At 71.1% G+C, this 22,055-nt stretch carries 16 protein-coding genes; 8 read left to right on the top strand and 8 right to left on the bottom strand.

Going from position 1 to position 22,055, the window contains the following annotated elements:
- The first annotated feature begins 261 nt into the window (after window positions 1-261).
- Window positions 262-927, top strand: a complete 666-nt coding sequence (gene npdG / locus QSK17_RS05755) for an NADPH-dependent F420 reductase (RefSeq protein WP_285703367.1) — start codon at window positions 262-264, stop codon at window positions 925-927.
- A 61-nt stretch (window positions 928-988) separates the two neighbouring features.
- Here npdG and QSK17_RS05760 read toward each other — a convergent pair whose 3' ends face one another.
- Complete coding sequence (locus tag QSK17_RS05760; protein WP_285703368.1) at window positions 989-1,672, bottom strand: alpha/beta fold hydrolase; 684 nt, start codon at window positions 1,670-1,672, stop codon at window positions 989-991.
- Between the two features lie 162 nt (window positions 1,673-1,834).
- Between QSK17_RS05760 and QSK17_RS05765 the strand changes: the two genes are divergently transcribed.
- Window positions 1,835-3,004 carry a trans-sulfuration enzyme family protein gene (locus QSK17_RS05765; RefSeq protein WP_285703369.1) on the top strand — a complete coding sequence of 390 codons (1,170 nt, stop codon included), beginning with the start codon at window positions 1,835-1,837 and terminating at the stop codon, window positions 3,002-3,004.
- Between the two features lie 226 nt (window positions 3,005-3,230).
- Here the strand turns inward: QSK17_RS05765 and panB are convergent, their stop codons facing one another.
- Window positions 3,231-4,073, bottom strand: a complete 843-nt coding sequence (gene panB, locus QSK17_RS05770; RefSeq protein ID WP_285703371.1) for a 3-methyl-2-oxobutanoate hydroxymethyltransferase — start codon at window positions 4,071-4,073, stop codon at window positions 3,231-3,233.
- A 157-nt stretch (window positions 4,074-4,230) separates the two neighbouring features.
- Here panB and QSK17_RS05775 point away from each other — a divergent pair, with 157 nt between their 5' ends.
- Both QSK17_RS05775 and QSK17_RS05780 read left to right on the top strand, forming a co-directional pair.
- The gene (locus tag QSK17_RS05775; RefSeq protein ID WP_285703372.1) at window positions 4,231-5,424 is read left to right on the top strand and encodes an MFS transporter; all 1,194 of its coding nucleotides are present in this window, start codon (window positions 4,231-4,233) and stop codon (window positions 5,422-5,424) included.
- Window positions 5,425-5,825: 401 nt separating this feature from the next.
- The gene (locus tag QSK17_RS05780) at window positions 5,826-7,337 is read left to right on the top strand and encodes an MFS transporter (RefSeq protein WP_285703373.1); all 1,512 of its coding nucleotides are present in this window, start codon (window positions 5,826-5,828) and stop codon (window positions 7,335-7,337) included.
- Window positions 7,338-7,354: 17 nt separating this feature from the next.
- Here the strand turns inward: QSK17_RS05780 and QSK17_RS05785 are convergent, their stop codons facing one another.
- Complete coding sequence (locus QSK17_RS05785; protein WP_285703376.1) at window positions 7,355-8,557, bottom strand: RNA-guided endonuclease InsQ/TnpB family protein; 1,203 nt, start codon at window positions 8,555-8,557, stop codon at window positions 7,355-7,357.
- Window positions 8,558-8,723: 166 nt separating this feature from the next.
- Between QSK17_RS05785 and QSK17_RS05790 the strand changes: the two genes are divergently transcribed.
- Entirely contained in the window at window positions 8,724-9,338 is a 615-nt protein-coding gene (locus QSK17_RS05790; protein WP_285703378.1) for a TetR/AcrR family transcriptional regulator, read from the top strand.
- Window positions 9,339-9,378: 40 nt separating this feature from the next.
- Here QSK17_RS05790 and QSK17_RS05795 read toward each other — a convergent pair whose 3' ends face one another.
- The 4 genes from QSK17_RS05795 to QSK17_RS05815 form a co-directional block, all read right to left on the bottom strand.
- The gene (locus QSK17_RS05795) at window positions 9,379-11,157 is read right to left on the bottom strand and encodes an NAD+ synthase (RefSeq protein WP_285703379.1); all 1,779 of its coding nucleotides are present in this window, start codon (window positions 11,155-11,157) and stop codon (window positions 9,379-9,381) included.
- 55 nt (window positions 11,158-11,212) lie between these two features.
- Window positions 11,213-12,745: a BTAD domain-containing putative transcriptional regulator gene (locus QSK17_RS36080; protein ID WP_352231770.1), complete on the bottom strand. Its 1,533-nt coding sequence runs from the start codon at window positions 12,743-12,745 to the stop codon at window positions 11,213-11,215.
- A 147-nt stretch (window positions 12,746-12,892) separates the two neighbouring features.
- Complete coding sequence (locus QSK17_RS05810) at window positions 12,893-14,944, bottom strand: sensor histidine kinase (RefSeq protein ID WP_285703380.1); 2,052 nt, start codon at window positions 14,942-14,944, stop codon at window positions 12,893-12,895.
- Between the two features lie 12 nt (window positions 14,945-14,956).
- The gene (locus QSK17_RS05815) at window positions 14,957-16,177 is read right to left on the bottom strand and encodes an MDR family MFS transporter (protein ID WP_285703381.1); all 1,221 of its coding nucleotides are present in this window, start codon (window positions 16,175-16,177) and stop codon (window positions 14,957-14,959) included.
- A gap of 134 nt (window positions 16,178-16,311) precedes the next feature.
- On the opposite strand from QSK17_RS05815, the gene QSK17_RS05820 reads away from it, so the two are divergent.
- The gene (locus tag QSK17_RS05820; RefSeq protein ID WP_285703382.1) at window positions 16,312-17,274 is read left to right on the top strand and encodes an ArsR/SmtB family transcription factor; all 963 of its coding nucleotides are present in this window, start codon (window positions 16,312-16,314) and stop codon (window positions 17,272-17,274) included.
- Here the strand turns inward: QSK17_RS05820 and QSK17_RS05825 are convergent.
- Window positions 17,261-19,393 (bottom strand): ATP-binding protein, encoded by a 2,133-nt coding sequence (locus tag QSK17_RS05825; protein ID WP_285703383.1) that lies wholly within the window; start codon window positions 19,391-19,393, stop codon window positions 17,261-17,263. The two genes, QSK17_RS05820 and QSK17_RS05825, sit on opposite strands and share 14 nt — an antisense overlap.
- 195 nt (window positions 19,394-19,588) lie before the next feature.
- Here QSK17_RS05825 and glnA2 point away from each other — a divergent pair, with 195 nt between their 5' ends.
- Window positions 19,589-20,950, top strand: a complete 1,362-nt coding sequence (gene glnA2, locus QSK17_RS05830; protein WP_285703384.1) for a gamma-glutamylpolyamine synthetase GlnA2 — start codon at window positions 19,589-19,591, stop codon at window positions 20,948-20,950.
- Window positions 20,951-21,195: 245 nt separating this feature from the next.
- Entirely contained in the window at window positions 21,196-21,957 is a 762-nt protein-coding gene (locus QSK17_RS05835; RefSeq protein ID WP_285703385.1) for a hypothetical protein, read from the top strand.
- The last annotated feature ends 98 nt before the right edge of the window (window positions 21,958-22,055 follow it).

Raw genomic sequence — 22,055 nt, forward strand, 5'->3', positions numbered from 1 at the left:
CCCATGGTGCCTGACAGGACCGGGCGCGGTCCCGTGAATCACGTTCTCGACGTCGAGTTCTGCGGCGAACCTCAAATGGTCGCCGTGGCACGACTCGATGAACACATGACATGCACGTCCATGCACGGGACATGCACGGGACATGCATGGAACATCGTGCGAACGGTGCGGGCTGTGCGAGGTGCTCGCGTAGCTCGCACCGGTCCTGCCGCGCCGCCCCTGCGAGCGGTGGGCCGGAAGCGCCCTGGCATGATGCGGCCTATGGCTGATCTGAATGACTCCCCGGACGTTTCCGGCCTCTCCATCGGGATCCTCGGAGGAACCGGGGACCAGGGCAAGGGCCTGGCCCGCAGGTTCGCCCTGGCGGGGCACACCGTACTGATCGGTTCCCGCAGTGCCGAGCGTGCTCGGGAGGCCGCCGAGAGCATCGGCGTACGCGGCGCCGAGAACGCCGTCGTCGCCGCCGAGGCGGACATCGTGATCGTGGCCGTGCCGTGGGACGGGCACAAGGCCACCCTGGAGTCGCTGCGCGGCGAGCTCGCCGGGAAGATCGTCATCGACTGTGTGAACCCGCTCGGCTTCGACAAGCAGGGCCCGTACGCGCTGCCGGTCGAGGAGGGCAGCGCGGCCCAGCAGGCGGCGGCCGTCCTGACGGAGAGCCGCGTCGTCGCGGCGTTCCACCATGTGTCCGCGGTCATCCTGCTCGACCCGGAGGTGGACGAGGTCGGCCTGGACGTCCTCGTGCTCGGTGACGACAGGGAGGCGACGGACATCGTGCAGGCGCTCGCGTCGCGTATCGCGGGCGTGCGGGGCGTCTACGGCGGCCGGCTGCGCAACGCGGGCCAGGTGGAGGCGCTGACGGCCAACCTGATCGCGATCAACCGCCGGTACAAGGCCCACGCCGGGTTCCGCGTCACCGACGTCTGAGACGTCCGCCGGGCGTGGAGCGGCGTTCACACGCCCGGCGTCGGCGGGGGCGTCCCTGACGTCAGCCGTCCGCGGACTTGACCAGCCAGGAGGCGACCGCCTCGGGCTCGACGAGCTGGTGCAGATGCCCGCCGGGGATGCGTTCGACCGGCCAGCCGCGCTCGCCCGCCTCCTTCGCCATCGCCGCGTACGGCGAGTCGAACCAGAGATACGCGGCGCGGACGTGGTCCAGGCGCGAGGGGACCGGGATGTTGGCCAGGTAGTAGTCGAGCGGCAGGCGGGCCTGCTCGGCCACGACCGTGCGCCGGGTCTCCTCGTCGGGGATGAGCGTCGCGACGACCTCCTCCGGCCACCAGTCGGTCCACCGGGGCAGGACGCCCGTCTCGTCGGCGAGGTCCCGCAGAAAGCCGACGATCTCAGGGGACGCGATCGGGACGGGCCCGGTGCGCGGCGGCAGCGCGGCGTCGACGAACAGGCATGCGCCGACCTGGCCGCGCAGTGCCTCCACGATGAGCGGGACGAACATGCCGGCGTTGCTGTGCGCGACGATGACCAGCGGGCCGTGCGGCGGCGCGGCGGCCGTCACGGCGTCGACCACTCGCGGCCAGTACGGCGGCGGCCCGGAGGTCACGTCGACCAGCGACGGCACCACAGTGGTGTGGCCGCGTGCGCGCAGGATCTCGGCCACGGGGGTCCACGTCGCCGGGCCGACCGAGGGGCTGTGGACAAGCACGAAGGTATTCACGTCGACCAGGATTCACGGGGCCGGCGGGCCGGGAGCGATGATCCTCTCAGCGCGTAACGCCGTTCGAGGCCGGTGGGCGAGCTGCGATCTGTGATGCTTTGTATGGTTGTGTAGCGGCCCCCAGATCTGACATCCGGGCCCGACCAGGTAATCCTTGTGGGCATGACCCTGCGCCCGGAGACGCGAGCCGTCCACCTGCCCCGACCCGAACTGAACGGCAGCACGCCGATCACGGTCCCCATCTACCAGACGTCAGGGTTCGCGTTCGACAACCCGGCCGTCTTCGCCGACGGGATGGGGCGCCCGGACGGCGCCTTCGTCTACGGGCGGCTCTCCAACCCCACCGTGCGCGCGCTGGAGGAGGCCGTCGCCGGGCTGGAGGGCGGCCAGGCGGCCGTGGCCACCGGCTCCGGCATGGGGGCCATCAACTCGGTGCTGCTCGCGCTGCTGAGCCCGGGCGACCACGTGATCGCCCAGCGCCCGCTGTACGGCGGCACCGCCCACATGCTGGCCGATCTCACCGCGCGGTTCGGTATCGAGGCGACGTACGTGCACGAGGCGGACCCGGCGGCGGTGCGCGAGGCGGCGCGGCCCGAGACGAAGCTGCTCTACCTGGAGACGATCGCCAACCCGATGACGCAGGTCGCCGACCTGCCCGGGATGGCGGCAGCTGCGCGCGAGGCGGGACTGCTGACCGTCGTGGACAACACGTTCGCCTCGCCCGTCCTGTGCCGGCCGATCGAGCACGGGGCGGACGTGGTGGTGCACTCCACCACGAAGTACCTCTCCGGCCACACCGACGTCTTGGGTGGCATCGCCGTCTTCGCCTCCGCCGAGCTCCACCGCAAGGTCTGGTCGTACGCGATCGAGCTGGGGGCCACGGCGGACCCGTTCGCGGCCTGGTTGACCCTGCGCGGGATCCAGACGCTGCCGCTGCGCATGGAGCGCCACTGCGCCAACACGCGGCTGCTCGCCACCCGGCTCGCCGAGCATCCCGCCGTGGCGGCGGTCCACTGGCCCGGCCTGCCGTCGCATCCCTCGTACGAGGTGGCCGCCAAGGTGCTGCCGGACTTCGGCGGCGTGTTCTCGTTCGACCTCACCGGAGGCCGCGCGGCCGGTGAGGCGTTCATGAGCTCCGTACGGCTCGCGCTGCTCGCGCCCTCGCTCGGCGGTGTCGAGACGCTGATCCTGCACCCCGCGACGACCTCGCACCGGTCTCTCGACGCGGAGGGGCTGGCCGCCGCCGGTATCAGCGAGGGGACGGTCCGGGTTTCCGTCGGCATCGAGCATCCCGAGGACCTGTGGGCCGACTTCGAGCAGGCGCTCGGCTGACACGTCCCGGCTCACTCGGGATCCGGTCAGCCGGAACCCTCGACCCGACGGCCCCGGCCACCGTGAACGTGCGACCGGGGCCGCCAGATCCGCATGGATCCGTATGGGAGATCAAGAGGGGAGATCGGCTCGGCCAATCGGTCCGATAGATCCACCCGGAGGACACGACCGGGAGATCATGCGGACGATCGGCGCACAGGGTCGGCCCGGGAGACCGACCAGGAGATCACTGGTAGCTGTGCTCGGGCGCGGGGAAGACGCCGGACACGACCTCGTCGGCGTAGGCGCGTACCGCCCGGTCCATCTCGCCCGCGAGGTCGAAGTACTTCTTGACGAACTTGGCCGGGCGCGGAGTGAGACCCATGAGGTCCTGCCAGACGAGCACCTGGGCGTCGGTGCCCGCTCCCGCCCCGATGCCGATGGTGGGGATGCTGAGCGACGCGGTCACCCGCTCCGCCAGGTCGGCCGGAACGCACTCCAGCACGACGGCGAACGCCCCGGCGTGCTCAAGGGCCTTGGCGTCGGCCATCAGCTCGTCGCCCGACTGGCCGCGCCCCTGTACGCGGTATCCGCCGAGGACGTTCACGGACTGCGGGGTCAGGCCGATGTGGGCCATGACCGGGACGCCCGCCGAAACGAGCATCTCGACCTGGGGCAGCACACGGTGGCCGCCCTCGAGCTTCACGGCGTGTGCCCCGGCCTCCTTCATGAAGCGGGCGGCCGTCTCCAACGCCTGCTGCGGAGACGCCTGGTAGGACGCGAACGGCAGGTCGGCGACCACCATCGCGCGCTTGGATCCGCGGACCACGGCGGCGGTGAGCGGGACGAGGTCGTCGACCGTGACCGGGAGGGTCGAGTCGTACCCGTAGACGACCATGGCGGCGGAGTCGCCGACCAGCATGACAGGGATCCCCGCGTCGTCGAACACCCTCGCCGTCATCGCGTCGTACGCGGTGACCATCGGCCACTTCTCGTGGCGCTCCTTCGCCGTGGCGAGGTCGCGGACGGTCACCCTGCGCCCCGACGTGCCGCCGTAAAGCGCGGTGGGTGCAGCGGAAACAGAGGACATGGCTACCTCCAGGTCTCGTGGCGCCCCTGTGGCGTCCCCGGACAGTCAGATCATCGCATGCGGCTCGCAAATAGAACACCCGACGGACAGGCCGTAATCCGGTGGAAAGCATGTCGGTGCGGCACGGCACAATGCCATCCCGGAGGTACGCACCAAAATGGCACTCGAACCTTATCGGAGGGTTCTCGCCCTGCCGGGAGTCCGCGCGTTGCTGCTGGTCGGCATGCTCGCCAGGATCCCGATGACGGGCATAGGCATCACGCTCACCCTGCACGTGGTCAACGGACTCGGCATGGGATTCCTACAAGCCGGACTGGTCGGCACGGGCAACCTGGTGGGAGCCGCGATCGGCGCGCCGCTCGCGGGGCGGTTCGTCGACCGGCACGGCCTGCGTCCGGTCTTCGCGGTGACCACCGCCGTGCAACTGGCTTTCTGGTGCACCGCGCCGTGGCTTCCGTACGAGGCGCTGATCCCCGGCGCGCTCATCGCGGGACTGTTCAACCAGCCGGTTTTCGGCGCGCTGCGGCAGTGCCTGGGCGCGATGGTCCCCGCGGAGCGCCACCAGTCGGCGTTCGCCTTGGACTCGATGGCCGTCGAGGTGTCGTACATGGTGGGCCCGGCCCTGGCCGTGGCCATCTCCACCGGCTTCTCCAGCACGGTGACGATGTACGCCGTGGGGGTCGGCCTCGTGGGGACCGGCGTCGCGCTGTACGCGCTGAACCCGCCGACCAGCTCGCCGGGGGAGGAGATCCCGGAGTCGGTGCCGCGGCGGGAGTGGCTGCGGCCCGGGCTGCTCACGCTGCTCGGCGTCGCGGCGTCGCTCACGTTCGTCCTCACCACGACCGAGTTGTCGGTCGTCGCCACGCTCAAGGCCGGGGCGGCCACGCAGTGGACCGGTCTGGTGCTCGGGCTGTGGTGCGGATACTCGCTGATCGGCGGATTCGTGTACGGCGGGCTTCCCCGGGGGTTCTCGCCGCTGCTGCTCACCGGCGTTCTCTGCGCGTTCACCGCGCCGGTGGGGATCATCGGCGGCGGCTGGTGGTGGCTGTGCCTGGCGCTGGTCCCCGCCGGGCTGATGTGCGCGCCCGCGATGTCCGCCACCGTGGCGGCGGTCAACGGGCGGGTTCCCGCGGGGGCGCGCGGTGAGGCGATGGGCCTGCACGGCACGGCGCTGCTGATCGGCGGCGCCTGCGCCGGTCCCGCGGCCGGAGCGGTGGTCGACTCCCACGGCCCCGGCTGGGCGTTCGCCGCGGCGGGCGCGGTCGGGCTGGTGCTGGTCCTGATCGCCTTCCCGTTCTGGCGCGACGCCAGGCGGCCTGCGGCCGCCGAGCCGGTGTCCGCGTCGCTCTGACGGGCTGATCCGCCGGGTTCGTTTCCGGGACGTTCCGAGGTCGTTCGAGGAACGTTCCGAGGCCGTCCCGGGGGCGTTCCCGGGGCGTTCCGAGGTCGTTCCGGGAATGGTGGGAGGCTGTCCGCGGTTCGCCTCCGAGAAGGCACAGGGGGCGGGGGCGGCGTTGTCGTACCCGCAGCCGGGCCAACCCGTCACTGGGCGCGAGCGCGGCGCGGCCGGGCGGCATCGTGCTGTGTTGTCCATTGCCGTTGCTTGGTGTCCGCATTATGAAACGGGTCGGTTGCGTATCGAATCCCTTATCGCTACGGTAGCGTTCCGAAACTAATGCGTATCGAAATTTTACTGGGGGACCTGTGGACGCGCATGCCGGTCACCCACGCCGATGGCAGATCCTCGGCGTGATGGTGTTCAGCCTGTTGGCCGTCGTTCTCGACAACACGATTCTCAACGTCGCGATCAAGACCATCGCCGACCCGGTGCACGGTCTGGGGGCCACCCAGAGCGAGCTGGAGTGGGCGATGAACTCCTACACGCTCGTCTTCGCGGGCCTGCTGTTCACCTTCGGCGTGCTCGGCGACCGGTACGGCCGGAAGAAGATGCTCCTGGTGGGCATGGCGATCTTCGGTCTCTCGTCGCTGGCCAGCGCGTACGCGCAGGATCCGATGCAGCTCATCATGGCCAGGGCGCTGATGGGGCTCGGCGGCGCGGCCATCATGCCGGCCACGCTGGCGATCATTTCGAACGTCTTCCCCATCCGCGAGCGCGGCAAGGCGATCGGCATCTGGGCGGGCGGCGTCGGCATCGCCGTCGCCATCGGGCCGATCACGGGAGGCCTGCTCCTTGAGCACTTCTGGTGGGGCTCGGTCTTCCTGGTCAACATCCCGATCGTGCTGATCGGCCTGACGCTGATCGCCACCCTGGTGCCGGACTCGAAGGACCCGGGCAAGACCGGGCTCGACCCGGTCGGCGTGCTGCTGTCGATTATCGGTCTGGTGGCCCTGGTCTACGGCATCGTGCGGATCAGCGACCTCGGCACCTTCGCCGACGTCTCGGTCATCGTCCCGACGCTGATCGGTGTCGTCATCCTCGGCGTGTTCTTCTGGTACGAGCGGCGCATCGACCACCCGGCCTTCGACGTGCGCAACTTCAGGAACGCCGCGTTCTCCACCGCCATCGCGAGCGTGGGCCTGGTCTTCTTCGCGGCCATGGGTGTGATGTTCTTCATGGCCTTCTACTGGCAGATCGTCCGGGGCTTCTCTCCGCTGCAGTCGGGCGCGCTGGTGCTGCCGTTCGCTGTGGCCCAGCTGATCTTCGCGCCGCGGAGCGCCAAGGTGGTCGAGAAGTACGGCGCCAAGGTGGTCGGCACGATCGGGATGACCGTGATCGCCGCCTGCCTCGCGGCCTACGCCCTCGTCGGCGTCGACACGTCGATCTGGATCCTGCTGGTCCTCGGCTTCGTCCAGGGGGCGGCGATGGCCAACATCATGCCCCCGGCGACCACCGCCATCATGAACGCCCTGCCCCGGGAGAAGGCCGGTGTGGGCTCGTCCATGAGCAACGTCGTCCGGCAGGTCGGCGGCACGCTGGGCATCGCCATCCTCGGCGCGGTCCTGTCCGCGAGCTACCGCAGCGGGATGGAGGGCAAGGTCACCGCGGTTCCGGAGGAGCTCCGCCACGTCGTGACCGAGTCGATCTCCGGCGCCGCCGGCGTCGCCGAGCGCCTGGGCGCCCAGGGGGTCGATCTGATGAAGGCGGCCAACGAGGCGTTCGTCGCGGGCATCCACTGGGCGGCCCTCGGCTCGGCCGCGGTCGCGCTCCTCGGCGCCCTGCTGATGGCTCGCTGGATGCCCGGGAGGCCTGCCGTCGCGCCGAAGGAGTCGGCGGAGGTGGATCGGGAAGCAGCGGTAGTTTGACTTCCTCCCTCGCCTAATTAAAGGCGGGGGATTCCCGCCCTCACAGGCTGGGCTTCCTGTTTCGCAGCCGATCGCACCCCGGGGGGCCCGGCATGACTCACATCAGCTCCACAGGCCGACACCGCTTGACCAGCGGCCAGGATGTTCTTCGCGGCGTTGACATCCCGGTCGTGCCGGGTGCCGCATCCCGGGCACGTCCAGTGCCGGGTCGAAAGGGACAGCTCCGCGAGCAGATGCCCACACACGCTGCATGTCTTGCTAGAGGGGTACCAGCGGTTGATCACCACCAGATGCCGGCCGTACCGGGCGGTCTTGTACTCCAGTTGACGACGGAACTCCCCCCAGCCGCAGGCGGAGATCGCCCGTGCCAGACGACGGTTGCGAACCATGCCGGACACATTGAGGTCTTCGATCACGATCAGGTCGTGGTCGCGGACAAGGCGGGTGCTGGTCGTGTGGAGAAAGTCGGCGCGGGCATCGGCGACTTTGGTATGGGCGCGGGCGACCTTCGCCTTCGCCTTGGCCCGGTTGCTGGAGTCCCGTTGTTTGCGGGCCATGCGTCGCTGGTAGCGGGCGAGGTTGTGGGCCTTGCGATCGAGGTGGCGAGGGTTGGCGATTTTCTCGCCTGTAGAGAGGACCGCGAAGTCGCTGATGCCCAGGTCGACGCCGACCGCGCTGCCATTGGGGGACAGCGGCTCGGCATCGGCCGAGGTCTCCACGGTGAGGGAGGCGTACCAGCGGCCGTCAGGGTCACGCGAGATCGTCACCGTGGTCGGGTTCAGCGTGGTGGGGTCGATGTCCGGCCAGGACCACACGAACTCCACGGGAGCGTCCATCTTCGCGAGGAGCAGCCTCCGGTCCTTCCATCGGAACGCCGATCGGGTGTAGGTCGCACTTTGGCGGCCATGCCGGGACTTGAACCGTGGGTACTTCGCGCGCCCGGAGAAGAAGTTCAGGAATGCTGTGTACTGGTGACGCAGCGCCTGCTGCAACGGCACCGAGGACACCTCGTACAGGAAGTCATGGCCGCCGTCGCGCTTCAACTCGGTCAGGTACCGATCGGTCTGCGCATAAGACGTCGTGTCGCCATCAAGGTGATAGCGGCGGTGCCGCCATGCGAGGGCCTTGTTCCAGACCAGGCGTACGCAGCCGAAGGTGCGGTTCAACACCGCGGCCTGTTCGGAGGTGGGGTAGACCCGCACCTTGTATGCCGTACGCATGTTCGCACGTTACTGGTCCGTTGCCCGGGCGGTCAGCGAAAGGAGAAGGTTATGAGCGTTCCGCGCTCTAGACTGTCCCGGCTTTGCCGGGCCACTGCTTGCGAGGCCTGGATCCCTCCGGGCCCCGAAGGGCCAGGTTTTCTCCGGAGATTTCGGTGAGCGCACGATGATGACGCGGCAGACGGCGGAAGGGGCGGCTCGCGCCGCGGGTCGCCCGCGCAGTGAGAAGGCGGAGAAGTCGATCATCGAGGCCACCCTCGAACTGATCGGCGAGGGCATCGCCGTGTCCGAGCTGTCCATCGAGGGCATCGCGGCCAGGGCGGGCGTCGGCAAGACGACGATCTATCGCCGGTGGTCCAACAAGGAGGATCTCGTCGTCGACGCCCTGGCGACGCTGAAACCGCCGATACCGCCGATGCGAGGGGATTCCGTCCGGGACGACCTGGTCGCCTACCTCACGGTCATAAGGGACGAGTCCCAGCACAGCCGCACCCGCTGCATCATGAACATCGCGATGAGCGACTCCGAGCGGCACCCCCGCCTGGCCGCGCGGTTCGACGAGCTGGCCATCCAGCCGCGCCGCGCCGTCATGGCGGAGGCGCTGCGGCGCGGCATCGAGCGCGGGGAGCTGCGCCCCGACCTCGACGTCGAGATGGCGATGGCCATCCTGAGTGGCGCCATGTTGTGGCACACCAAGTGGTCGCACCGGTCCGCCGACCTGCCCGCCGACCTCGCCGAGCGGATCGTCGACGAGGCCCTACGCGGCTTCCGCCCCCGCTAGGGAGTGTCTGACAAAGGCCGGCGGTCGGCGGCCCCGGATGTCAGTGGGCGGTCTCCCGCCACCGGTTCGTGATCGGCAGCCGCCGATCACGGCCGAAGTTCTTCGGCGTGATCTTCGGACCCGGCGGATACTGGCGCCGCTTGTACTCCGCGAGGTCCACCAGGCGGATGATCCGGCTCACCAGCTCCGTGTCATGGCCGGCCGCGACCAGCTCCTCGGCGCCCATGTCCTTCTCCACGTAGTCGTCCAGCAGCCGGTCGAGCACGTCGTACGGCGGGAGCGAGTCGGTGTCGCGCTGGTCGGGCCGCAGCTCGGCGCTGGGCTCCTTGGTGATGGAGTTCTCGGGGATCGGGGGCTCGGCGGTGCGGAGCCGGAAGAACTCGTCGGCGCCCTGGGCGTTGCGCCATTCCGACAGCTTCCAGACCAGGGTCTTCGGCACGTCCTTGATGGGCGCGAACCCGCCCGCCGAGTCGCCGTAGAGCGTGGAGTATCCGGTGGCCAGCTCGCTCTTGTTGCCAGTGGTCAGCACCAGGTGGCCGTGCTCGTTGGAGAGGCTCATCAGCAGCATTCCGCGCACGCGGGCCTGGAGGTTCTCGGCCGCGAGACCGTGCAGGTCGATCTCCTTCTCGAAGGCCGCGACGATGTCGGCGATCGGGACGGTCCGCGCGGTGACGCCCTGCCGCCGCACCAGCTCCTCCGCGTCGCCGACGGAGTGCTCCGAGGAGTAACGCGAGGGCATCAGCACCACGTTCACCCGCTCCGGCCCGATGGCGTCGGACGCGATCGTCGCGGCGAGGGCCGAGTCGATGCCCCCGGACAGGCCGAGGATGACGGAGCGGAAGCCGTTCTTGGTCACGTAGTCCCGCACGCCGAGGACGAGCGCGTGGTAGATCTCGGCGAGGTCGTCCAGCCGCGGCGCGACGGCGGGCGGCTCGGCCGCGTACGGCGCGACGGGACCGCCCGCGATCTCCACCCGCTCGACGGTGATGGTCGTCCCGTCCTGGGCGTCGACCGGGAACTCGCCGGGCTCGCCGACGCCGAGCGGCAGGTCGAGATCGGTGACGAGCAGCTCCTCCTTGAACTGCGACGCGCGCGCCACCAGCTCGCCGGAGGCGTCCACGACGATCGAGTCGCCGTCGAAGACGAGCTCGTCCTGCCCGCCCACCTGGTTGACGTAGGCGAGGGCGCAGCCCGCCTCCCGTGCCCGCCTCCCGACCAGTTCCAGCCGGATGTCGTCCTTCTCCACCTCGTACGGCGAGGCGTTGGGCACGACGAGCAGTCCGGCGCCGGCCCGCGCGACCACGGAGACGGGACCGCCTTCCTGCCAGAGGTCCTCACAGACGGCGATGGCGACGTCGACGCCGCGCACCCGCACGACGGGCAGCCGGTCACCGCGCACGAAATAGCGGTACTCGTCGAAGACGCCGTAGTTGGGCAGGTGGTGCTTGGCACTCCGCGTCACGACGTGGCCGCCGTGCAGTACGGCGACCGCGTCGAGGGGCGCGCCCTTGGGCTGGCCGACGCGGGGTTCGAGGTTGGCCCGGTCGACGTAGCCGGTCACGACGGGGAGGTCGCCGAGTCCCTCGTCGGCGAGCCGCCGCGCCACCGCGTCCAGCGTCGCGATCGAGGCGTCCACGAACGAGGACCTGAGCACCAGGTCCTCCACGGGGTATCCGGTGAGGAACATCTCCGTGAAGACCACAAGGTGGGCGCCTCTCTCGGCGGCGCGGCGGGTCCACTCGACGAGCCGGTCGGCGTTTCCACTGAGGTCGCCGACGACGGGGTTGGTCTGGGCCAGGGCGATACGCAGTTGTGCCACAGGCCCAGCGTAGAACCCGCCGTCATTTGTCGTCAAAGCGACGATAAGTAGATGATCAGGGAGAGCCCGGGCTGACCAGGCCGCTCTCGTACGCGAGGACGACGAGCTGCGCCCGGTCCAGCAACTCCAACCGCTTGAGCAGCGCGGCCACCTCGTCGGCCACCTCGCGCTCCGGCACGGCCAGGGTGACGGCGATCTGCCGATTGGTGAAACCGCGCGCCACCAGCTTGACCAGGTCGAGATCGGAGTCCGACAGGCCGGCGGGCGCCGCGGGGTCGCGCCGCCCGGCGAAGGCGGCGATCAGGTGCGTGGTGACCGCGGGATCGAGCAGGGCGTCCCCCGCGACCGCGGCCCGGATCGCCGAGACGAGCTGCTCGGGCGGCGAGGTCTTGAGCACGAAGCCGCTCACCCCGGCGCGGAGCGCGGCGTACAGGTTGTCGTCGGTCCCGAAGGTCGTCATCATGATCACCTTTGGCGGCGCCTCGCCCGCGAGGATCCGCCGCGCTGCGGCCAGGCCGTCGAGGCGGGGCATCTGGATGTCCATGAGGACCACGTCCGGCCGCACCGCCTGGACGACGGCGATCGCCTGCTCGCCGTTCTCGGCCTCGCCCACGAGTTCCAGGCCGGGCTCGGACTCCAGGACCACCTTCAGTCCGGTGCGCACCAGCGCCTGGTCGTCGGCGATCACGACGCGGAGCCGTGTCACCGGGCCCGGCTCCGCCGCCGGTCCGGTGCCCGGCGCGGCTCCCGGTCCCGCCGCCGCCCCGGACCCGGACGGCGACGCGGTTCCGGAGGCCGACGCGGTTCCGGAGTGCACGGCGCGGGTGGCGGGCGCGTCCAGGTGCGGGGCCTGCGCGAAGATGTCCTGCTCAAGCCGCTGCAGCGTGGGCCCCAGATCCAGGCCCAGCTCGTCGCGGAGCAGCTCGCGCGCCCGGCGCAGGGCTCCGAGCGCGTCCCCCTGCCGCCCCGCCCGGTAGAGCGCGAGCGCGAGCAGCCGCCAGGCCTCCTCCCGGAGCGGGTACGCCGACGCGTGCGCCTCCAGGTCGGGGATCAGCGCGCCGGTCCTGCCGAGCCGCACGGCGGCGTCGCCGCGGCGCTCGACGGCGAGCAGGCGCAGCTCCTCCAGCCGTATCCCCTCGGTCACCGCCCAGGACAGGTCGAGGAACTCGGCCAGCGCGGGCCCCCGCCACAGGCCGAGCGCGGTCTCCATCCGCTCCAGCGCGCGCGCCGGGTCGTCGCCGTGGTCGCTCTTGACGAGCTCCTCGAAACGCCAGGAGTCCACCTGCTCGACGGTGGCGCGCAGCGCGTACCCCGGAGGAGCCGAGACGAGGACCCCCGCCTGCTCACGGGGAGCCCGGTCCGGCTCCAACGCGCGCCGCAGCCGCGACACGTATCCCTGGATGGTCGAGAGCGCCTGCGCGGGCGGCTCGCCCGGCCACAGCTCGTCGATGAGTACGCCCATGGGTACGGCACGGCCGCCCGCGACGAGCAGCCGGGCCAGCACGGCCTGCTGCCGCTGTCCGCCCAGGTCGAGGATCTGACCAGCGGACTCCGCCTGGAACGGTCCGAGAGCACGAAATATCACCATCGCACCGGTAAGCGTAGGGCCATCCGGGGCAACTGAGCAGTGCCCGTCCCGGCTATGGGACCGACTCTTGATCAACCTCGCCCGGCCGGATCCGGGATCCCGGCATGTGGGCGCAGGAGCGGCGCGTCAGCGGGCCAGGGACGGGCGTCAGGGCAGCGGCTCCGAGAGCGAGCCGTCCGGGCGCGCGGCACGCGAACCGGAAGGACCCCCGGGAAGCGGTTCGCCGGGGGTGGCGAGAGGGAACCGGGCCTCGACGGCGGTCCCGCCTCCGGGAGCGGCGGCGATCACGCAGCTTCCGCCCAGTTCGGCGGCGCGTTCCCGCATGGAGGAGGTCCCGACTCCGGCCCGTCTGTCCTCGGGCAGGCCGATCCCGTCGTCGGTGACGCTGACCCGCAGCTCGGCGTCCCGGCGCAGCTCCACGCGCACGCGCGTGGCCCGGGCGTGCCTGCGGACGTTGGTCAGCGCCTCCTGGACGACGCGGTACGCGGCCACCTCCACGGCGGCCGGCAGCCCGGTCGTCTCGCCCTCGACGACGACCTCCGCTGGCGGCGGCCCCTCCTCCGCCAGAGCCCGTACGGCTCCCGCGAGCCCGAGGTCGTCGAGCGCCGGGGGCCGCAGGCCGTACACGAGTTCGCGGATGTCGCCGGTGACGGCGTCCATGCCGGTACGCAGGTCACGGAGCAGGTCGTCCGCCGTGGCGGGGGAGCGCTTGAGGCTGAGCCGCGCCATGTTGATGGTCATCGCCATGCCGGACAGCGTCTGGCCGAGGCCGTCGTGCAGGTCGCGGCGCAGGCGGCGGCGCTCCTCCTCGCGGGCGGCGAGGATCCGCTCGCGCGAGCGTTGGAGGTCGGCGGCCATCCGCACGGCGTGTGCCACGTCGGCGACGTAGGGCAGCAGGGTGGCGATGACCCGCTCGTCGTGGGCGGCGGCGAACCGCCGCGCTCCCGGCTCGCCGATCAGGAGGCGGCCCACCGGCTCGCCGTGCCAGACGAGGGCGATCTCACGGGGCGCGTCACCCACCTCACCGCTTTCGACGTAGCCGGGCCGCCCGTCGGTCACCTCGACGGCGGCGCCGCCGACGGCCAGGCCGTCCCGGACGACCGTGACCACGGAGGCCAGCGCGTCGGCGGGATCGGTCCGGCGGACCTCCTGGGTGAGCCGGTCGGCGAGCACCCGGGGGTCGCCGACCGGGCCGTAGAGCATGCGGTCGACCGCGCGTTGGAGGGCGCGGCGCAGCGGCTGGAAGAACGCGCCGGAGAACAGCGCCGCCGCGAGCCCGGCGATCTGGCTGTATCCCGATGCCAGCACGCCGGCCAGCGCGCTGACGCCGAAGTAGACAGCGCTGATCACGGTGAGCAGGCCGGCCGCCACGAAGGTCCTGCTGATCACGGTGTCGATGCCGTACAGCCGGTAGCGCAGCGCGGAGAAGAGGATCGCGATGGGGATGATCCCGGTCCACGCCGACGCGAGCAGCGCCGTGGACTCGCCGGGCAGGTAGAAGGCGACGTATCCCGCGAAGGCGACCAGCGGCCAGGCGATCTGGCGGCGGGTGACCGGATCGGCGCGGCGCAGCCGCAGGACGAGGGACAGCAGCGCGGCCGCCACGCACACCGCCACCGCCTGGAAGAGGACCGCGAGGATCTGCTTGTAGTACGGCGCGAGCGCCTCGATCGCCAGGGCGTTGGGGATGACGGTGGGCCACCGGTAGGTCGCCTGGTCCGGGGTGGGCCGAGTGATGATCAGCACGGTCTCCGCGGCGGTCGCCACCGCCCCGGCCACGATCACCGGCCGCCACCGGCGCGAGGGGAGCCGCCCGGTCGGCGAGTAGAGGGGGAGCACGATGGCGAGCAGCATGCCCCCGACGGCCCAGCAGGGGACCTCGAACCAGCGCAGGACCCCGGCCAGGGCGAGATCACCCGACGAGGCGCGCCAGAAGGTCATCGCCGTGAGGAACACGCTGCTCGCGGCGAGCAGCCCGCCGGCGCACATCAGCCAGGCGAGGCTGAGCCGCGGGCGCTGCGTGACGAGGAACGCTCCGACGACAGGGAAGGCGACACCGGCCCCGAGATCCGGCGAGGCGAGGAGCGTGGGCCGCCATTCCGGAGGAGTCCGGAGCTGGGCCAGCAGGGCGAACGACGTCAGGGCGAGCGCCGTCGCCGCCATGACGCCGGCGACCACCCGGCCCCGTCGTTCGTTCATGCTGAACGTGGATTATGTCGGGATAAGCGCCTCACCGCCAGTGCGGCGGCGGATCGCCGGGGCGATGCCGAGCATCCCCGCTCCGGCCAGCACGCCCAGCACGCCGCAGGTGATCCACAGGACCGGCGCGCCCGCTTCGAGCAGACGGGTTCCGAGGAGCGGCGCGAGCATCGAGGCGACCGACCACGCGAAGCCGTTCAGGCCGGCGTAGCTGCCTCGCAGGTGGGCCGGGGCGAGCGCGGCGACGATCGTGCCGGGGACGCCCGCCAGGACGATCTCGCCCATGGTCCAGACGGCGATCGCCGTCCCGTGGCCGAGCGCCGACGACATCAGCGCGGTGAGCGCGAAACCCCCGCCCACGACCGCGAAGCCGATGGCCAGCACGCGGCTCGGGTCCCTGCGGGACAGCCACGCGTTCGTCAGCGGCTGCACGAACACGATCAGTACGCCGTTGACCGCCATCGCGGTGCCGTACGCGCTGGGGGGAAGGCCCTGGCCGCTCATCGCCAGCGGCAGCGTGGTGAAGGCCTGCAGGTAGACGAACGCGTACACCAGGTTGACCAGCGTGAACGCGATCATCAGCCGGTCGCGCAGCACGTCGCCGAAGCCGCCCGCCTGCCCCTCCTCCTTGGCCGGCCGCGTCTCGGGGATCGCCCGCCACACCAGGATTCCGAAGGCCGCGCAGGTGACCGCGTCGATCCAGAACAGGGTGGTGAAGCCGCTCTTGGCCAGCCAGCCGCCCGCGATCATCGCGACGGAGAAGCCCAGGTTGAGCGCCCAGTAGAGCAGGCCGTACGCCCGGGGCCGGTCCTCGGGGGAGACCAGGTCGGCGACCAGCGCCTGGGAGGCGGGACGGTAGGCGTCGACCACCACGCCGAGCACGAACATCCCGGCGACGATCCCGGGGATGCTCGTCGTGTATCCCAGCGCGAGCATGGCGACCGCCGTCATCACCATGGCGCCGGTCAGCGTCACGCGCCGGCCGAAGCGGTCGGCCATCCAGCCGGCGACCGGCTGGGAGGCCAGCGACCCCGCGCCGAACACGGTCAGCACGAGACCGGTCGTCGCGAGCGACATGCCGCGCGACTGCGTCAGGTAGACGCCGATGAACGGCTCCACCATCGTGCCGAGGCGGTTCACGAGGGTGCCGCAGAAGAGGACCCAGAAGGGGCGGGGGAGGCCGCCGATCTGTGATCGGAGGAAGCCGGACTTGGCGATGGTCGTGCTCGTCACCCGGCAAGCGTCGGACATGTGTTCGTTAACATGCGAATGCTTTAGCTCTGGCTAAAACGATTCCCATGCGGGCACGGCAGCGGGCCGATGAGGGTGGGAGACACGCGGGACGCGGGCGGGAAAGGGGAGCGGGCGTGGCGGTCGAGTGGAGGTTCGCCGCGGGAGACGTGGCCCGGATGCGGTTCGCGTTCTCCCCGCTGTGGGAGCTGGTGTCGAGCCTGCGCGTGCTGCGCGACCCGGCCGCCCACTCGGTCCACCTGCCGTGGCTGCGCGCCGTCCGGCCCCGCCTGGCCGAGCTGGATCTCACCGAGCTGTTCGCGCTCGTCCCCGTGCGGGGCTATCTGCCCGACTTCCTGACGCCGCCGCCGGACACGCCGCTTCCCGACTTCGCCGCCGAGCTGGACAGGGTGCGGCGCACGCCGCCCGAGACGGCTGTGGAGGAGCTGGCCTGTGTGCGATCCGCCGACCCGGAGGCGCTCCAGCGGTTCGGGACGGATCCGGAGGCCGGCATCCGGAGGGTGACCGACACGCTGAGGGACTACTGGACGCTGGCCTTCGAGGAATTCTGGCCGCGGGTCTACGGCCTGCTAGAGGCGGACGTCACGTGGCGCTCCCGCATCCTCGCGACCGGGGGAGTGCGGGAGCTCTTCGCCGACCTGCACGGTTCCGTCACCTGGCACGGCGACCGGCTCGTCGCGACGAGGGACTGCGACTATTCGGGGCCGATCAACGGTGACGGCCTGCTGCTCGTGCCCAGCGCGTTCCACTGGCCCGACACCGCGATCATGTTCGAGCCGTACCAGCCGCTGCTCTGCTATCCCGCCCGGGGCGTCGGCACCCTGTGGACGTTGGGGCGGCCGTGCACCTCCGGAGGGCTCGGCGCGCTCATCGGCCGGACCCGGGCGGACATCCTCACCGCGCTGGAGGAGCCGGCCTCGACCTCGGCGCTGGCCCGCCGGATGGAGCTCACCCCGGGCGCGGTGAGCCAGCACCTGTCCGTGCTGTCCGGCGGCGGCCTCGTCACCCGGCGGCGGATGGGCAGGGAGGTGTTCTACCGGCGCACACCCATCGGCGACGCGTTGGTCAGCGGCTCGTGAGCCCGGCCTGATCAGCCCGGCGGGTCTCGTCGATCTGAACGGCCCGGCTGGTCCGATGGGTCTGGTCGGTTCGGTCGGTCCGATGGACCTGGCCGACCGGGAGGCGGGCCGTCACGGTGGTGCCCCTCCCCGGCTCCGATGTCACCGCGCAGGTGCCGCCCAGCTCGGCGGCGCGCTCGATCATCGACGACATGCCCACACCCGACCGCCTGGCGCGGGGCAGTCCCACCCCGTCGTCCGCGACCACGACGCGCAGCTCGCCGCCCATGCGCAACGAAACCCGCACCCATCCGGCGCTCGCGTGCTTGCGCACGTTTGTCAGCGCCTCCTGCACAATGCGGTAGGCGGCCACCTCCGCGGCGGCGGGCAGTCCCGTGAGATCTCCCTCGATCTCGACGTCCGCCGCCAGGCCGGGGCCCGTCTCCTCCGCCAGAGCCTGTACGGCTCCCGCCAGCCCGAGGTCGTCCAGCGCGGGGGGCCGCAGACCGTACACCAGTTCCCGGATGTCGGTGGTGATCATGTCCATGCTGCCGTGCAGCTCACGCAGCAGGGCGTCGGCGCCGTCCGGTGAGGTCCGCAGGGTGAGCCTGGCCATGTTGATGGTCATCGCCATCGAGGTGAGCGTCTGGCCGAGGCCGTCGTGCAGGTCCCGGCGCAGCCGCCGGCGCTCCTCCTCGCGCGCGGTCAGGATGCGCTCCCGGGAGCGGCGGAGCGCCGTGGTCAGCCGCATCGCGTGCGCGGCGTCGGCGACGTACGGCGTCAGCACCGCGATCACCCGCTCGTCGTGGGCGGCGGGGAAGCGGCGCCTCCCCGGCAAGCCGACGAGCATCAGGCCCACCGGCTCGCCGTGCCAGACCAGCGGGATCTCCCTGGCAACCCGGCCGGCCTCGCCCGACGTCGTGGTGGTCCCGTCGATCTCCACCGCGATCCCGGTGACCGACAGCCCCTCCCTGAGGGCGTCCAGGCAGGCGAGCAGGCCGTGCGCGGGGTCGGCCTGCTGGAGCCGCCGCCGCAGCTCCGCGGCCAGCGTCACCGGGTCGCCGCGCGAGCCGTACAGCATGCGATCGGCCAGGCGCTGGAGGCCGCGCCTGATCGGATGGAGGAACGTTCCGGAGAACAGCGCGGCGGCCAGCCCGGCCAGGCGGTCCATCTCGGACAGGAACAGGCTGGAGGCGGCGCTCGCCAGCACGTACACGCCGGCCACGACGCCGACCAGCCCGGCGCCGACGAGCGTGCGGCTGATCAGGGTGTCGATGCCGTAAAGCCGGTAGCGCAGCACGGCGACCGCGATGGCCGCGGGCACCAAGGGGATGGTGAACGAGGCGGTCCACCAGATCGGGTTGCCGACCAGCCAGGGGACGATGAGACCGGTGAAGGCCACCAGCGGCCAGAGGATCTGCCGGCGCTCGGCCGGGCCTGCCCGCCGGAACCGTACGGCCAGCGACGCGAGGGCCATCCCCATCCCGGCCGTCACCGCGCCGTCCAGCACCCGCCTGACCACCTCGTAGTGAGGCGCGAACGCGGCCACCGCCCACGGGTTGTGCCCGACCAGCGGGGTCGGCGGGCCGATCAGGTCGCACACCCAGCCGAGGACGAGGGCGGCCGCGGCGAACCCTCCGGGGACGCACCAGCGCTTCGACAGGATGCGGCCGGTCGGGTAGAGCAGCGGCAGGAGGACGCCCAGCGCGTACGTCGTCAGGGACCAGATCGCGTGCGCGAACAGCACGATCGCCGGGACCGACGGGTGCCCGCCGTTCTGGACGATCAGGGCCGCGGCGTTGAGGCAGAGGATGTTGACGGCCGCGCCGAGCCCTCCGAGGCAGAGCAGCCAGCCGACCACGAGCCGCGGCCGGGCGATCACCAGCAACGCCCCGAACAGCGGGAACGCGGTGCCCGCCATGTCCTCGGGCGCGAACGGCAACGGCGTGTAGGCCGGTCGCGGGAGCTGCGCCGTCACCCAGATGTCGGTCAGTTCGAGGCAGGCCGACACGGCGGCGATCGTGACCGCCACGGCCCTGGCCCACGACTCGGGGACCCGCATGTACCGGGGCGCCACGTTCCCGTGGTCCCCGGTGTCCGGTTCGTCACTCGCGGGCTTCCCGACCGCCGGTTCGCGCACGCGCCACCGCCCTTCCCCCCGGCCGACCGATCCTCTGACCGCCTGACCGTCTGATCGGCGGCAACGTAACGGGCTCGGATCGCCTCCGAATGAATGACCGATCAACGGCGGAGCCGGGATTCCTCGTAATGCAGGTGAAACACGCAGAGGGCACACTGGTACGAGACCAGACGTGTAGTTCCCGAGAGGTACGCCGTGGACCGCCAGCAGGAATTTGTGCTCCGCACGCTTGAAGAGCGCGACATCCGGTTCATCCGGCTGTGGTTCACGGACGTGCTCGGCTTCCTCAAGTCGGTGGCCATAGCGCCCGCCGAGCTCGAAGGGGCCTTCGCCGAGGGCATCGGGTTCGACGGGTCGGCGATCGAGGGCTTCTCAAGGGTCTACGAGTCGGACATGCTGGCCAAGCCGGATCCGTCCACCTTCCAGATCCTGCCGTGGCGCAGCGAGTCGCCGGGTGCGGCCCGCATGTTCTGCGACATCCTCATGCCGGACGGCTCGCCGTCGCACGCCGATCCCCGGTGGGTCCTCAAGCGCGCGCTGGCCAAGGCCGCGGACATGGGATTCACCTTCTACACCCACCCCGAGGTGGAGTTCTTCCTGCTGCGCAACCGGCCCGAGCGCGGCGATCGGCCCAAGCCGATAGACGAGGGCGGCTACTTCGATCACACGCCGCACAGCGCGGGCCACGACTTCCGCCGTCAGGCGATCATGATGCTGGAGTCGATGGGGATCTCGGTGGAGTACAGCCACCACGAGGGAGCCCCCGGCCAGCAGGAGATCGACCTGCGGTACGCCGACGCGCTGACGACCGCCGACAACATCATGACCTTCCGGCTGGTGATGAAGGAGGTCGCGCTGGAGCAGGGGGTCTGGGCGTCCTTCATGCCCAAGCCCTTCACGGAGTACCCCGGCTCCGGCATGCACACCCACATGTCGCTGTTCGAGGGCGACAGGAACGCCTTCTACGAGCCGGGCGCCGACTACCAGCTCTCCAAGGTCGGCCGGTCGTTCATCGGCGGCCTGCTCCGGCACGCCGCCGAGATCACCGCGGTCTGCAACCAGTGGGTCAACTCGTACAAGCGGCTGTGGGGCGGCGCCGAGGCGATCGCCGGGGCGGGCGGCGAGGCCCCTTCCTACATCTGCTGGGGGCACAACAACCGGTCCGCGCTGGTCCGGGTCCCGATGTACAAGCCGCACAAGGGCGGCTCGACCCGCATCGAGTTCCGCTCGCTGGACTCCTCGTGCAACCCCTACCTCGCGTTCGCGGTGATCCTCGCCGCCGGGCTCAAGGGCATCGAGCAGGGGTACGAGATGCCGCCCGGCGCCGAGGACGACGTCTGGGCGCTGACCAGCGGCGAGCGCAGGGCGCTCGGCATCCAGCCGCTGCCGCAGTCGCTCGACGAGGCGATAGCGGTGATGGAGCGCAGCGAGCTGGTGGCCGAGACGCTGGGCGAGCACGTCTTCGACTTCTTCCTGCGTAACAAGCGGACCGAGTGGGGCGAGTACCGCCGCCACGTCACGGAGTTCGAGCTCGGGCGGTACCTCCCGATCCTGTGACCGATCATTTGATCGATCCTGTGAGCGGTCCTGTGGCCTCGGATGCGGCGTCGTCCCCTGGTGTCACGCCCTGACGGCGCAAGGGGCGTCATAGGTTCGTTACGTCATCGTTCTGTTACACAGGGCCAACGTGGCGGGCATCCTGGTCTGTTTAGCTTTTCTTAAGCCGACAAGCGTAAAATCGGATGGTTGGTTACGACTGATGCGGATGGGCCGCAATCGGGCGTGACGTTGGAGGGTGTTGCATGACGACGGCTGCCGGGCTGCAGACCGTTCTGACCGTTCCGGAGCGCTTCCGGGGCCCCGAGGGAACCGCCAACGGCGGATGGATCTCGGGGACACTGGCCGGTCTACTGACCGGCGCGGGTCATGACTCGGCCGTCGAAGTCACCCTCCATAAACCGGTCCCCCTGGAGATGGAACTCGGAGTCGCGCCCGTCGGCAACACCCTTGCCCTCGGCGACGGTGACCGGCATCTCGCCGAGGCCATCCCGGTCGCCGAGAGCCTGACCCCGCCGCCGTTCGTGCCGTTCACCGACGCCGCGCGGGCCGAGGCCGGGTTCGGGGGGCTGCACGGGCACGCCATCGCCGGCTGCTTCGCGTGCGGGCTGCGCGAGCCGGGTGACGGCCTGCGCATCTTCCCCGGTCCGGTGCCGGAGACCGGCGCCGTCGCCGCCGGCTGGCGGGTCCCGGTGAACGTGACCGACGAGGACGGCGTCGTCCCCGACTCGATCATCTGGGCCGCCCTCGACTGCGTGACCTTCTGGGCGCACTTCGGCGGGCCGGACGCCCCCGCGGACGAGCATCCGGAGCCGGGGCAGTCGGCCCTGCTCGGCCGCCTGACCGCGCAGGTCTACCGCCGGGTCTACCCTCTCGGCAGGTACTCCGTGGTCGGCCGCGTCTCCGGCCGCGAGGGGCGCAAGCTCTTCGGCGAGAGCGCGGTCTACGAGGTCGACGGCACCCTGGTCGCCGCTGCCAAGGCCACCTGGATCGTTCCGCGCGGCTGAGCCGCCGAAAGGGCCTCCGAAAGGGCCTCCGACATCCGGCCCGGCGCGCACGTCCGGCGGCCCGTGGTCCCCGCGAGAGCGGATGAGACCACGGGCCG

This window comes from Microtetraspora sp. NBRC 16547, from assembly GCF_030268965.1.
Taxonomy (GTDB): Bacteria; Actinomycetota; Actinomycetes; order Streptosporangiales; family Streptosporangiaceae; genus Microtetraspora.